The organism is Streptomyces sp. NPDC021020 (assembly GCF_044333285.1).
In the GTDB taxonomy this organism is placed as follows: Bacteria; Actinomycetota; Actinomycetes; order Streptomycetales; family Streptomycetaceae; genus Actinacidiphila.
Genome location: NZ_JBIRQQ010000004.1, coordinates 60,391 through 72,985 on the forward strand (window position 1 = coordinate 60,391; position 12,595 = coordinate 72,985).

The 12,595-nt window shown below is 72.2% G+C and carries 11 protein-coding genes, 1 pseudogene and 1 riboswitch; of the genes and pseudogenes, 7 read left to right on the forward strand and 5 right to left on the reverse strand.

What is annotated here, in order from left to right; all coding sequences use genetic code 11:
• Positions 1 to 62: 62 nt before the first annotated feature.
• Positions 63 to 776 carry a M50 family metallopeptidase gene (locus tag ACH4SL_RS12295; protein WP_398444228.1) on the reverse strand — a complete coding sequence of 238 codons (714 nt, stop codon included), beginning with the start codon at positions 774 to 776 and terminating at the stop codon, positions 63 to 65.
• A gap of 102 nt (positions 777 to 878) precedes the next feature.
• Here ACH4SL_RS12295 and ACH4SL_RS12300 point away from each other — a divergent pair, with 102 nt between their 5' ends.
• From ACH4SL_RS12300 to def, 7 genes and pseudogenes are all read left to right on the forward strand, one after another.
• Positions 879 to 1,694 carry an SOS response-associated peptidase gene (locus tag ACH4SL_RS12300; RefSeq protein WP_398444230.1) on the forward strand — a complete coding sequence of 272 codons (816 nt, stop codon included), beginning with the start codon at positions 879 to 881 and terminating at the stop codon, positions 1,692 to 1,694.
• Entirely contained in the window at positions 1,694 to 2,428 is a 735-nt protein-coding gene (locus tag ACH4SL_RS12305; protein WP_398444232.1) for an alpha/beta family hydrolase, read from the forward strand. Before ACH4SL_RS12300 ends, ACH4SL_RS12305 begins: the two co-directional genes overlap by 1 nt.
• A 340-nt stretch (positions 2,429 to 2,768) precedes the next feature.
• On the forward strand, positions 2,769 to 3,434 hold the full coding sequence (locus ACH4SL_RS12310; RefSeq protein ID WP_398183420.1) for a sigma-70 family RNA polymerase sigma factor: 666 nt from the start codon (positions 2,769 to 2,771) through the stop codon (positions 3,432 to 3,434).
• Positions 3,431 to 3,712 (forward strand): mycothiol system anti-sigma-R factor, encoded by a 282-nt coding sequence (rsrA, locus tag ACH4SL_RS12315; RefSeq protein ID WP_398444237.1) that lies wholly within the window; start codon positions 3,431 to 3,433, stop codon positions 3,710 to 3,712. Before ACH4SL_RS12310 ends, rsrA begins: the two co-directional genes overlap by 4 nt.
• 409 nt (positions 3,713 to 4,121) lie before the next feature.
• Positions 4,122 to 4,670: pseudogene (locus ACH4SL_RS12320) on the forward strand (HD-GYP domain-containing protein); the annotation flags it as partial.
• A 349-nt stretch (positions 4,671 to 5,019) separates the two neighbouring features.
• Positions 5,020 to 6,021, forward strand: a complete 1,002-nt coding sequence (locus ACH4SL_RS12325) for a tetratricopeptide repeat protein (protein ID WP_398444239.1) — start codon at positions 5,020 to 5,022, stop codon at positions 6,019 to 6,021.
• Positions 6,022 to 6,102: 81 nt separating this feature from the next.
• Complete coding sequence (def, locus tag ACH4SL_RS12330) at positions 6,103 to 6,738, forward strand: peptide deformylase (RefSeq protein ID WP_398444241.1); 636 nt, start codon at positions 6,103 to 6,105, stop codon at positions 6,736 to 6,738.
• 18 nt (positions 6,739 to 6,756) lie between these two features.
• On the opposite strand, the gene ACH4SL_RS12335 is transcribed toward def, so the two are convergent.
• The 4 genes from ACH4SL_RS12335 to ACH4SL_RS12350 all read right to left on the reverse strand — a co-directional run bounded on the left by ACH4SL_RS12335 (position 6,757) and on the right by ACH4SL_RS12350 (position 12,550).
• The gene (locus tag ACH4SL_RS12335; protein WP_398444244.1) at positions 6,757 to 7,794 is read right to left on the reverse strand and encodes a ribonucleotide-diphosphate reductase subunit beta; all 1,038 of its coding nucleotides are present in this window, start codon (positions 7,792 to 7,794) and stop codon (positions 6,757 to 6,759) included.
• A complete protein-coding gene (locus ACH4SL_RS12340; protein WP_398444246.1) occupies positions 7,794 to 10,181 on the reverse strand; it encodes a ribonucleoside-diphosphate reductase subunit alpha in 2,388 nt (795 codons plus the stop codon). The genes ACH4SL_RS12335 and ACH4SL_RS12340 overlap by 1 nt, the downstream gene beginning before the upstream one ends.
• A gap of 140 nt (positions 10,182 to 10,321) precedes the next feature.
• Positions 10,322 to 10,455, reverse strand: a riboswitch (cobalamin riboswitch).
• Positions 10,456 to 10,643: 188 nt separating this feature from the next.
• The gene (gene mctP, locus ACH4SL_RS12345) at positions 10,644 to 12,296 is read right to left on the reverse strand and encodes a monocarboxylate uptake permease MctP (protein WP_398444249.1); all 1,653 of its coding nucleotides are present in this window, start codon (positions 12,294 to 12,296) and stop codon (positions 10,644 to 10,646) included.
• Positions 12,293 to 12,550 (reverse strand): DUF3311 domain-containing protein, encoded by a 258-nt coding sequence (locus ACH4SL_RS12350; protein ID WP_398444251.1) that lies wholly within the window; start codon positions 12,548 to 12,550, stop codon positions 12,293 to 12,295. The genes mctP and ACH4SL_RS12350 overlap by 4 nt, the downstream gene beginning before the upstream one ends.
• Positions 12,551 to 12,595: the final 45 nt, after the last annotated feature.

Genomic DNA, 12,595 nt, shown 5'->3' on the forward strand with positions numbered 1-12,595 from the left:
CTGTCGCGCCCTGCCGCGGTGCCGATCCGCCGCACCGGTCACCAGCCGTTCTGCCGCACCGGTCAGCGCATCAGCAGCCAGCGCGCGCCGCCCACCAGCGCGCACACCGCCACGACGTAGAAGAAGAACAGCCACAGCACCGCGGGCGTCCCGGTCAGCCGCGCCAGCTGGTCGGCGTCCGACGAGCCGCTGCGGTCCCGGCGGCGGCTGGCCTGGAGTTCCGCGACCGGCCGGGCGCCGCCCGCGAGCAGGAACCACACCACCAGATACGCGAAGGCCGCCTGCACCTCGGCCTTCGTCAGCCACGACACCAGCAGGAAGAGCGCCCCGGTCAGCACCACGGTCAGTGCCCCGTACGCGTTGCGGATCATGACCAGCATCACCAGCAGCAGCGCCGTCGCACCCCACAGCAGTGCGGTTATGTGACCGGCGGCCAGCAGGGCCGCGCCCGCCAGGCCCAGCAGCGGCGGCGCGGTGTAACCGGCGGCGGCCGTCAGCACCATGCCCGGTCCGTGCGGCTTGCCGCGCGAGACCGTCAACCCGGACGTGTCGGAATGCAGCCGTATGCCGTCGAGCCGCCGCCCCATGAGCAGCGCCACCAGGCCGTGCCCGCCCTCGTGCGCGATCGTCACCGCGTTGCGCGCGACCCGCCACACCCCGCCGGACAGCACCGCGGCCAGCGCCACCGCCGCCGTCGCCCCGACGAGCCAGCGCGGCGGGTCGGTCTGGGTCCCGGTGAGCCGGTCCCACATCTCGCTGATGTCCGCGACGTTCATTCGGTGCCCGTTTCCCCGCCAGCCGGTGGTTCGTCCACTTTTTTCGTACGCCCGTGCGAGTCGGCTCCCGTCGCCGCCCGCGGTCGTGGCAGTGTGTCACTCATGTGCGGTCGATATGCGGCGAGCCGGAAACCCGAAGATCTCACGGGCATCTTCGACGTCCTGAAGTGGGAGCCGACGGAGACTCTCGCCCCGGATTACAACGTGGCGCCCACCAAGGACGTCCCTGTCGTACTGGACCGCCCGGTGAAGGATTCCGGTTCCCCGGATCCGGTACGCCAGCTGCGCGTGCTGCGCTGGGGCCTGGTGCCGTCCTGGGCGAAGAGCCCGGACGTCGGGGTGAAGATGATCAACGCCCGGGCCGAGACGGCGGCCGAGAAGCCCTCCTACCGGCGCGCCCTGGCCGCCCGGCGCTGCCTGATACCCGCCGACGGCTACTACGAGTGGGTCACCGGCGCGGGCGAGCGGCAGCTCGAAGAACAGGGCAAGCGCAAGCGCGCCCGCAAGCAGCCGTATTTCGTCACGCCCGCCGACGGCTCGGTCTTCGCCATGGCCGGACTGTACGAGTTCTGGCGCGACCGCACCCTGCCCGACGACCACCCGCGCGCCTGGTGGACGACCTGCACCGTCATGACGACCGCGGCCGAGACCACCGACCTGGCCGGATACGACGGGCAGGGCCCGCGCGCCCTCGCCGACATCCACCCCCGGATGCCGCTCATGATCACCGAGGACCGCTGGGACGCCTGGCTCGACCCGCGCACCACCGACCCGGACACCCTCCAGGCCCTGCTGGCCCCACCGCCGCCCGGTCTGCTGCGCGCCTATCCGGTCGGCACCGCGGTCAGCAACGTCGCGAACAACGGGCCCGAGCTGCTGCACGAGCTGCCCGCGCCCGAGGAGGAGACGCTCTTCTGATGCCCCCCGCACCACCCGGCCCTGAGCCCGCGCCCGCCGCCCCCGCCCCCGCCCGCGTCCAGGACGTCGACACCCCGGCCGGGCCCGCCCGCATCAGCTGGTACGGCGCCGCCCGGCCGCGCAGCGTGCTCGCCCTCGGCCACGGGGCGGGCGGCGGCATCGGGGCCGCCGACCTGGTCGCGCTGGCCGCCGCGCTGCCCGCCGCGGGGGTCGAGGTCGCCCTCGTCGAGCAGCCCTGGCGGGTCGCCGGCCGCAGGCTCGCCCCCGCGCCCGCCGCCCTGGACGCGGCCTGGACCGCGCTGTGGCCCGCACTCGCCGCCCCCGGCCTGCCCGTCGTCGCCGGTGGCCGCAGCGCGGGCGCCCGAGTGGCCTGCCGCACGGCCGAGGCGCTCGGCGCCGCCGCCGTCCTCGCCCTGGCCTTCCCGCTGCACCCGCCGGGCCGCCCCGACTCCTCCCGCGCCGCCGAGCTGACCGGGGCCGCCGCCGTCCTGCCGCTGCTGACCGTCCAGGGCGGCAAGGACCCCTTCGGCGCACCGGCCGAATTCCCGCCGGGCCACCGCCCCGTGGAGGTGCCCGAGGCCGACCACTCCTTCGCCGTCGCCAAACGCGCCTCCCTCACCCAGGAGGCCGCACTCGCCGTACTGACCGGCGCCGCCGCCGACTGGCTCGCCGGCCTCGGCCACGCCACCGGCCCCACGGGCGGCCGCACCGGCACCCGCGGCGGCCGCGGCTGAGACGTACGACACCCGCCCGGCCGCCGGCGGTGCCGCGCCGGTGGCCGGGAATGGGCGCAGCGGCACCGGCGTTGTGGCAAGCGTCAGAACGTACAAAGCACCGCAGCAGCTTTGGTGAAGTGGCGAGAGAGGCACCCGCATGGTTTCAGCCGCATGCCGGCCCCGGGCCGAGGCCGCCGCGCAGCCGGCGCCCGTCGCGCCCTATGTGAACTGGGCCGACTGGACCACCGGTGGCGAGGGCAAGGACGTTGCCAAGGGCGGATCGGGCGTGACCCTCGCCGGTGCAATATCCTCCGAGACGAGCGTGTCCGCTTTGGGGCTCGCTGGCGTTTCTGAGGAGGTGGGTCCGGTCACCGGCACCGACGACAGCACGGCGGAAACCGCGGGTGCGTCCGGTCAGGAAGCAGCGGAAAGCAGCGCGGAGCGCGCCCAGCGCTTCGAGCGGGACGCCCTCGGGTTCCTGGACCAGATGTACTCGGCCGCGCTGCGGATGACCCGCAATCCGGCCGACGCGGAGGATCTGGTGCAGGAGACGTACGCGAAGGCGTACGCGTCCTTCCACCAGTTCCGCGAGGGCACGAACCTCAAGGCCTGGCTCTACCGCATCCTCACCAACAGCTTCATCAACTCCTACCGCAAGAAGCAGCGCGAGCCGCTGCGCAGCGGCTCGGAGGACATCGAGGACTGGCAGCTGGCGCGCGCCGAGTCGCACATGTCGACCGGCCTGCGCTCCGCGGAGTCGCAGGCGCTCGACCACCTGCCCGACTCCGACGTCAAGGCGGCCCTGCAGGCGATCCCGGAGGAATTCCGCATCGCGGTCTACCTCGCGGACGTCGAGGGCTTTGCGTACAAGGAGATCGCCGACATCATGGGAACGCCCATCGGCACGGTGATGTCCAGGCTGCACCGCGGCCGCCGTCAGCTGCGCGAGCTGCTGGAGGACTACGCACGTGACCGCGGACTGGTCCCGGCGGGCGCGGGAAGCGAGAAGGGCGCGGATTCATGAGTTGCGGCAACGCGCATGAGACGGACTGCTCGGAGGTGCTGGGGCACCTCTACGAATACCTCGACAACGAGATGTCCGAGGACGCGTGCACGAAGTTTCGGCAGCACTTCGAGGAGTGCCATCCGTGTCTGGAGAAGTACGGCCTGGAGCAGGCCGTCAAGAAGCTCGTCAAACGCTGCTGCGGCTCTGACGACGTCCCCACCGACCTCCGGTCGAAGGTCATGATGCGGATCGAGTCGATCCGCGCCGAGGAATCCACCCCGGAGCCCACGGCCTAGCTCCCCCCTGCAGGGGGCTGCCCTTGCGCAGGGCGGCGTGCGTTCCCTGCGGCGCAGGGTGAGCGTTTTTAGGGGCGCGGGGAACTGCGCGACCAGCCACGACGTGCCGTCACGTCGTCACCGGCCCGGAGGGGCAGTTCGGTCCGATCCGGACCACCGGCCGGTGGTGGGTTGCTCGCGCAGTTCACCGCGCCCCTTCGGGCGCGCCCGGCGGCGCAGCCGCACCCTGATAAGCGCCCCCCCTGCGCAAGGGGAGCCCTTCGCTCGTTCGGGGGACAGGGGGGCGTTGCCCCGCGGGGGGACGGGGGACGCGCCTAGCGTGGGGTGGGTCAGGAAGCGCACCCGGCGCGGAGGAGGGGTCGGCGTGGCCCAGCGGCGAGCAGAAAGCTTTCTCCCTCGCGCCGCGACCCTGGTCGCCGCGATGCAGCTCAAGGACCCCTACACCCGCGGGCACGGCGACCGCGTCGGCCAGGCCACCGCGCTGATCGCCGCGGAGCTGCGCCTTGCGGAGGACCTCGTCGCCGACCTGCGGCTCGCCGGCACCCTGCACGACATCGGCAAACTCGCCGTGCCCGGCCGCCTGTTGCGCAAGCCCGGCCCGCTCACGGCCACCGAGCAGGACACCGTACGGCGGCACCCCCGGCACGGCTACGCGCTGGTGTGCGGCAACCAGGTGCCCGCGGTCGCGCGGGTCGCGGTGCTGCACCACCACGAGCGCTTCGACGGCGGCGGCTACCCGCACGGCCTCGCCGGGCACCGCATCCCGTGGCCGGCCCGCATCGTGTCGGTGGCCGACGCGCTCGACGCCATGACCTCCACCCGCAGCTACCGCGCGGCCCGCCCGCTGAGTGCCGCGCTCGCGGAGCTGGGCCGGTGCGCGGGCAGCCAGTTCGACCCTGCGGTGGTCGCCGCGCTCTCCCGGGCGCTGGCGCGTCATCCCTGGCCACCGCCCGTGACCCGCACGGTGTACGGGCGGCCCGCGTACCGCTCGTAGGCCTTTCGGGTGATGGCGACTCGCCCGGGTGCTGGTGGAGCGGTCCGCCTCGGCATGGTTGGATGCCCACGGGTATGGCAAGGAGGCAGGAAGAGCCCGCTGCCGGACGGCGGCGGGGAGCACACGGACGTCGCGCTGAGAGCGCGGCCGAAATGTGCGAGGTTGGTGTGTGGAGCCGCTTGTCCGACGACGTACGGGCGGTACGCGACAGGGCCGCACCCCGCGGGTGCGCGTCCTCCGGGGGACGACGTGATCGTGGTGCGGAAGGCGACGTCCTGGCAGTGATCGGCTGAGCGGGCAGGCGGTAACGGCGTTGAAGATCTTCGGCAGAGTGCGGCACCGGCCGTCGCCCACCTGGCGGCAGGCCACCGACCAGGCGTTCTCACTGATCGACGACGGGCGCTACGAGGACGCGGGCGCGCTGCTGACCCGGGCGGCCGACCTGGAGCCCTGGCTCTCCGAGTCCTGGTACAACCTCGCGCTGCTGCACAAGTTCCGGCACGACTGGGCGCAGGCCCGTATCGCCGGGCTGCGTGCGGTGGCCCTGCTGGACCGGCCGGCGGGCGCGCCCGACTGGTGGAATCTGGGCATCGCCGCGACCGCCCTCCAGGACTGGCCGCTCGCGCGCCGCGCCTGGCAGGCGTACGGCCTGCGGATGCCGGCCGGCACCGCCGCCCGCAGCGGCGAGGAGTCGGCGCGGCTGCCGCTGGGCAGCGCCACGGTGCGGCTGTCGCCGGAGGGCGAGGCCGAGGTGGTGTGGGGCAGGCGGCTCGACCCGTGCCGGGTGGAGGTGCTGTCGATCCCGCTGCCGTCGTCCGGGCGGCGCTGGGGCGAAGTCGTGCTGCACGAGGGGGTCGCGCACGGTGAGCGGGCCACCGCGGGCGGTTCCGGCGGGTCGGTCTACCCGGTGTTCGACGAGATCGAGCTGTGGGCGCCCTCGCCCGTCCCGACGTGGCTGGTGCTGCTCGAAGCGGAGGCCCCGGCGGACCGGGACGCGCTGGAGCGGCTCGCCGCGGAGGCCGGCTACGCCGCCGAGGACTGGTCGTCGTCGGTACGGCTGCTGTGCCGGACGTGCTCCGAGAGCCGGATGCCCACCGACGACGGATCCGCGCGCCGGGACCCGCACGACCACGGGGAGCCCGGCCACCCCGGGCACCTCAGCCACCTGAGCGACTCCGAGAGCGGGTCGCACTGGTCGCAGGAGCGCGAGTGCGGCATCGCCGCGCCGGCCGGGCTGGTGCGCGGCCTGCTCGACAGCTGGGTCGCGGACTCGCCGGCCACCCGCGCCTGGCGCGACCTCGAAGAGGTCTGCTGATCCCTGCGGCGGCGGGCCCTGCGGCCCGCTCCCGTACCCTGGACGGACTAGTGAACCGGCCTGGAAGGCGATAGCAGAACGATGGCGCAGACCGCTGACACCGCCCCTCCGGAGGAGGGGGAGACGTTCGTCGACGACGTGACCGACGGCGCCGCCCGCGAGGAAGCACACCGGGTGCGCGGCACCGCGCGGCCGATCACGGTGGTCGGCAACCCCGTGCTGCACCGCGAGTGCCGGGACGTCACCGACTTCGGCGCGGATCTCCTCGCGCTCGTCGACGACATGTTCGCCAGCCAGCGCGCGGCGGAGGGCGTGGGGCTCGCCGCGAACCAGATCGGCGTGGACCTGAAGGTCTTCGTCTACGACTGCCCGGACGACAACGACGCCCGGCACGTCGGCGTCGTGTGCAACCCCGTCCTGGAAGACCTGCCCGCCGACAAGCGGCACCTCGACGACTCCAACGAGGGGTGCCTGTCGGTGCCGGGCGCGTACATGGAGACGCCGCGCCCGGACTACGCGGTGGTCCGCGGGCAGGACCTGGAGGGCAACCCGATCGTCGTGCGGGGCACCGGCTTCTTCGCCCGGTGCCTCCAGCACGAGACCGACCACCTCTACGGGCGGCTCTACATCGACCGGCTGTCCAAGCGCGACCGCAAGGACGTCATGCGCCAGATGGCGGAGGCGACCCCGAAGTTCGCGACGGTGCCGAACGACTAGGGCCGCCTCCCGGGCGTCCTAGAACTCCTCGTCGAGCGCGACCGTGCCCTCCACCGCCACCTGGTAGGCGGAGGGCCGGCGCTCGAAGAAGTTCGTCAGCTCCTGCACGCCCTGCAGCTCCATGAAGGAGAAGGGGTTGCGGGAGCCGTACAGCGGCGGGAAGCCGAGGCGGGCGAGCCGCTGGTCGGCGACGCACTCCAGGTACTCGCGCATGGAGTCGGTGTTCATGCCCGGCAGCCCGTCACCGCACAGGTCGCGGGCGAACTGCAGCTCCGCCTCGACGGCCTCCCGCAGCATGTCCGTGACCTCGGCCTGCATCCGCTCGTCGAAGAGCGACGGGTCCTCCTTGCGCACCGTGTCGACGACGTCGAAGGCGAAGCTCATGTGCATCGTCTCGTCGCGGAAGACCCAGTTCGTGCCGGTCGCCAGGCCGTGCAGCAGCCCGCGGGAGCGGAACCAGTAGACGTACGCGAAGGCCCCGTAGAAGAACAGGCCCTCGATGCAGGCCGCGAAGCAGATCAGGTTGAGGACGAAGTTGCGGCGGTCCTCGTGCGTCTCCAGGCGGTCGATCTTCTCGGCGCCCTGGCCGTCGAAGTTCGCCATCCAGCGGAAGCAGAACTGCGCCTTCTCGCGGATGGACGGGATCTCCTCGACCGCGTCGAAGGCCGCCGCCCGGTCGGCCGGATCGGGCAGGTAGGTGTCCAGCAGCGTCAGGTAGAACTGGACGTGCACGGCCTCCTCGAAGAGCTGGCGGGACAGGTAGAGCCGCGCCTCGGGGGAGTTGATGTGCTTGTAGAGGGTGAGCACCAGGTTGTTGGAGACGATCGAGTCGCCCGTGGCGAAGAACGCCACCAGCCGCCCGATGAGGTGCTGCTCGCCCGGGGTGAGCTTGGCGAGGTCGGCGACGTCGGAGTGCAGGTCGACCTCCTCCACCGTCCAGGTGTTCTTGATCGCGTCGCGGTAGCGCTCGTAGAAGTCCGGGTAGCGCATCGGACGCAGGGTGAGTTCGAAGCCCGGGTCGAGCAGGTTCTTCACGTTCGCGGTGGTGCTGGTCATTACTGGCAGGCCTCGCAGGACTCGGGGTTTTCCAGGGAGCACGCGATCGCGTCGGCGGTCGCGGCGGGGGACGCGGGAGCGGGTACGGCCGCGGGTGCGGAGCCCTGCGCGGCGCGGGCGATCCGGGTCGCCGGGCGGGAGCGCAGGTAGTACGTGGTCTTCAGGCCTTGCTTCCACGCGTAGGCGTACATCGAGGAGAGCTTGCCGATGGTGGGCGTCTCCAGGAACAGGTTCAGCGACTGGCTCTGGTCCAGGTACGGGGTACGGGCCGCGGCCATGTCGATGAGGGCGCGCTGCGGCAGCTCCCAGGCGGTGCGGTAGAGCTCGCGCACCTCCGCGGGGATCCAGCCGAAGCCCTGGACGCTGCCGGCCGACTCGCGCAGCGCCTCGCGGGTCTGCTCGTCCCACACGCCCAGCCGCTTGAGGTCGGCCACCAGGTAGGAGTTGACCTGGAGGAATTCGCCGGACAGCGTCTCGCGCTTGAAGAGGTTGGACACCTGCGGCTCGATGCATTCGTACGAGCCGGCGATCGAGGCGATGGTCGCGGTCGGGGCGATGGCCAGCAGCAGCGCGTTGCGCATGCCGTGCGCCGCGACGCGCTCGCGCAGCGCCGCCCAGCGCTCGGGCCACGCGGTCTGGAAGCCGTAGTGGTCCGGGTGCAGCACGCCGTCCGCGGCGCGGGTCTCCGCCCACGCGGGCAGCGGCCCGTGCCGCTCGGCCAGGCCGCAGGAGGCCTCGTAGGCGGCGAGCATGACGCGCTCGGCGATCTTCGTGGACAGCGCGCGGGCCTCGGGGGAGGCGAAGGGCAGCCGCAGCTTGAAGAAGACGTCCTGGAGGCCCATCACGCCCAGACCCACCGGCCGCCAGCGGGAGTTGGAGCGGCCCGCCTGCTCGGTCGGGTAGTAGTTGATGTCGACGACCCGGTCCAGGAAGGTCACCGCGGTGTGCACGGTCTCGTCCAGCCGCGCCCAGTCGATGTCCCCCTCGGCGGTGACGAAGGCGCTGAGGTTCACCGAGCCGAGGTTGCACACGGCCGTCTCGGAGTCGTCGGTGACCTCCAGGATCTCCGTGCACAGGTTGGACGAGTGCACGGTACGGCCGGGGCGCGCGGTCTGGTTGGCGGTGCGGTTGGCGGCGTCCTTGAACGTCATCCAGCCCTGGCCGGTCTGCGCCAGGGTGCGCATCATGCGGCCGTACAACTCCCGTGCGGGCAGGGTGCGCTGGGCGAGCCCGGCGGCCTCGGCGGCGCGGTAGGCGGTGTCGAAGTCGTCGCCCCACAGGTCGACGAGCTGCGGTACGTCCACCGGCGAGAACAGCGACCACTGCGCGTCCGCCTCGACCCGGCGCATGAACTCGTCCGGCACCCAGTGCGCCAGGTTCAGGTTGTGCGTACGCCGGGCGTCCTCACCGGTGTTGTCGCGCAGCTCCAGGAATTCCTCGACGTCCGCGTGCCACGTCTCCAGGTAGACCGCCGCGGCGCCCTTGCGGCGGCCGCCCTGGTTCACGGCCGCGACCGAGGCGTCCAGCGTCTTCAGGAAGGGCACGATGCCGTTGGAGTGCCCGTTGGTGCCGCGGATGAGCGAACCGCGGGCGCGGATACGGGAGAAGGGCAGTCCGATGCCGCCCGCGTGCTTCGACAGCCGGGCCACCTGGTGGTAGCGGTCGTAGATCGAGTCCAGCTCGTCGAGCGGCGAGTCCAGCAGGTAGCACGAGGACATCTGCGGGTGCCGCGTACCGGAGTTGAAGAGCGTGGGGGAGCTGGGCAGGTAGTCCAGCGCGCTCATCAGCCGGTAGAGCGCGGCCACTTCGTCCAGCGCCGCGGCGCTCTCGTCCTCGGCCAGCCCCGCGGCCACCCGCAGCAGGAAGTGCTGCGGGGTCTCGACGACCTTGCGGGTCAGCGGGTGCCGCAGCAGGTAGCGGGTGTAGAGGGTGCGCAGGCCGAAGTAGCCGAAGCGGTCGTCGGCGCCCTCGGCGAGCGCCCGCTCGACCAGGGCGTCCAGCCGGGCCGCGTGCCGGGTGACGAAGTCGGCGGTGCGGTCGGCGACCAGGCCCTCGCGGTGCCCCACCGCGATCGAGGCCGTGAAGGACACCGCGCCCTGCGACGCGGCCTCCTCGGCGACCGTCACGGTCAGCAGCCGCGCCGCCAGCCGCGAGTACGCCGGGTCCTCCGAGATCAGCCCGGCCGCCGCCTCGGTGGCCAGCACCCGCAGCTCCGCCGTGTCCGCGGCCGCGCTGCGCCCCCGCAACGCCGCGCCGGCGACCCTGCCGGGGTCGGTGTCGGGAAGGTCGGTACACAGCTCCACGAGGGTACGCAGCAGGTCGGCGCTGTCGGGCGCGCCGGTGGTGGCGGTGGCGGTGGCTGCGGGGGCTTCGGGCGCGATGGTCACGGTGATGCGGTCTCCCACATGAGCGGCGGCGGCCGCGCGGGGAGGGACGGAGGGGGCCGCGGCAGCCCTGCGGGCATGCCGAGCCGCGTCCGCGGAGCCCACTCCACGAGGCCCGGACACAGCGGCGTCACGGTTCGCGGACCGGAACGCCGTCTGCCGGCAGGCGATCGGGCTCCGCTGCGTGGCGCTTGGGCGCGCGGCAGCTCACCGTTGCGGGGCAGCGCCGGATTCGCACCGGCTTCCCCTGCGGGCAGCGGAGTTGAGCATACATCTTGTGCTGCCGCACATGGACGGGGCTAGATGTTGTGTCGCCGGGTACACCAGGGGCGCGAGGAACTGCGCGCTCAGCCACCGACCACGTGCACGTCGTCACCGGCCCGAAGGGGCAGTTCGGTGCGTACCGGACCACCGGCCGGTGGGTGGTTGCTCGCGCAGTTCCCCGCGCCCCTTCGGGCGCAGCCCCTACGCCGGCTCGGGCAGGCCCGGGGTGACCGTCGTGTCCGGCGGCGTCGCGGGGCTCGGGAGCTCCGCGGCGGACTCCGCGGTGTAGTCGCCCGGCGAGGTCTCGTCCACGCCCGCAGGGGCCTTGAAGGCCCGCAGGACGACCGTCAGGACGATCGCGACGCCCGCGTTGAGGACGAAGGCCGTCAGGCCGATGTAACCCTTCTCACCGATCAGCGGGATCATGTCCGCGTTCCCGCCGAAGTGCGACTGCGCCGGGCTGGACTGCTCGTACGCCTTCCATGTGCCGTAGAACATACCCGCCGCCCAGCCGGCGAGCAGCGCCCAGCGGTGGAACCAGCGGGTGAACAGGCCGCCCACTATGGCCGGGACGGTCTGCAGGATCCAGATGCCGCCCAGCAGCTGGAAGTTGATGGCCACCGTCTTGTCCATGGTGAGGACGAAGACCAGCGCGCCGACCTTGACCACGAGCGAGACGGCCTTGGAGACCGCGGTCTCCTGCGCCGGGGTGGCGTCCGGTTTGATGAGGTCCTTGTAGATGTTGCGGGTGAAGAGGTTCGCCGCGGCGATGGACATGATGGCGGCGGGCACGAGCGCCCCGATGCCGATCGCGGCGAAGGCGACGCCCGCGAACCACGACGGGAAGACGTTCTCGAAGAGCTGCGGGATGGCCAGCTGGTTGTTGTACTTCGGGTCGCCCGCGCCGACGCCGTCCGCGATGGCCATGAAGCCGAGCAGCGCCAGCAGGCCGAGCATGAGCGAGTACAGCGGCAGGATCGTGGTGTTGCGGCGGATGGTGTCGCGGCTCTTGCCGGACAGCACGGCGGTGATCGAGTGCGGGTAGAGGAAGAGCGCCATCGCCGAGCCCATCGCCAGCGTGGCGTACGCCCATTGGGCCTTCGGGCCGGTCACCAGGGAGCCGCGGGCGACGCCCTGCTTGTTCGTCACCGCGTAGGCGTCACCGGCCTTGCTGAAGATGTCGTCGAAGCCGCCGAGCTTGTACGGGATGTAGATGATGGCGACCACGATGACGATGTAGATCAGCGCGTCCTTGACGAAGGCGATGAGCGCGGGCGCGCGCAGCCCCGAGGAGTACGTGTACGCGGCGAGCACGCCGAAGGCGATGAGCAGCGGCAGGTCCTTGAGGAACCAGTTGGTGCCGTCGCTGCCGCCGACGCCCATGACGTCCAGGACGGCCTGGATGCCCACCAGTTGCAGCGCGATGTAGGGCATCGTGGCGATGATGCCGGTGATCGCGACGGCCACCGACAGGCTCTTGGAGCCGAACCGCCCGCGGATGAAGTCCGAGGAGGTCACGTAGCCGTGCCGGCGCGAGACCGACCACAGCCGCGGCAGGAAGAGGAAGACCAGCGGGTAGGTGATGATCGTGTAGGGCACCGCGAAGAAGCCCGCGGCGCCGCCCGCGAAGATCGCGGCGGGCACGGCGACGAACGTGTACGCGGTGTACAGGTCGCCGCCGAGCAGGAACCAGGTCACCCAGGTCCCGAAACTCCGCCCGCCCAGGCCCCATTCGTCCAGGTGCAGCGGGTCCGCGGCGCGCCGCCAGCGCGCGGCGAAGAAGCCGAGCACGGTGACGGCCAGGAAGAAGAAGACGAAGACGCCGAGCGCGACGCCGTTGACGCCGTCCTTCACGCGTCCTCACCGCCCTTGCGCGCCCGCTCCTCGCGGCGTACGAGCACGTACGCGGTGAAGGTCAGCGCGGCCGCCACCGGCACCCAGGCCATCTGGTACCAGTAGAAGAACGGGATGCCGATGAAGGCCGGCGTCGTACGGGCGTAGGAGTCCACCCACAGCAGGGCGACGAACGGTGCGAGCAGGCACAGCGCGGCGACGACCCGGGTGGGGGTGACGACCGGTGGCCGTGGGTCCGGTGGTGCTGGTGACATGTGCTGGTGCTCCCGTCCCCTAGAGCGGCTGTAATGGCCAGGAAA

What these genes read in the sequence shown, in the direction of transcription:
- ACH4SL_RS12295 (WP_398444228.1), bottom strand. Translation starts at nt 776, where the DNA reads ATGAACGTCGCGGACATCAGCGAGATGTGGGACCGGCTCACCGGGACC.
- ACH4SL_RS12300 (WP_398444230.1), top strand. Translation starts at nt 879, where the DNA reads ATGTGCGGTCGATATGCGGCGAGCCGGAAACCCGAAGATCTCACGGGC.
- ACH4SL_RS12305 (WP_398444232.1), top strand. Translation starts at nt 1,694, where the DNA reads ATGCCCCCCGCACCACCCGGCCCTGAGCCCGCGCCCGCCGCCCCCGCC.
- rsrA (WP_398444237.1), top strand. Translation starts at nt 3,431, where the DNA reads ATGAGTTGCGGCAACGCGCATGAGACGGACTGCTCGGAGGTGCTGGGG.
- def (WP_398444241.1), top strand. Translation starts at nt 6,103, where the DNA reads ATGGCGCAGACCGCTGACACCGCCCCTCCGGAGGAGGGGGAGACGTTC.
- ACH4SL_RS12335 (WP_398444244.1), bottom strand. Translation starts at nt 7,794, where the DNA reads ATGACCAGCACCACCGCGAACGTGAAGAACCTGCTCGACCCGGGCTTC.
- ACH4SL_RS12350 (WP_398444251.1), bottom strand. Translation starts at nt 12,550, where the DNA reads ATGTCACCAGCACCACCGGACCCACGGCCACCGGTCGTCACCCCCACC.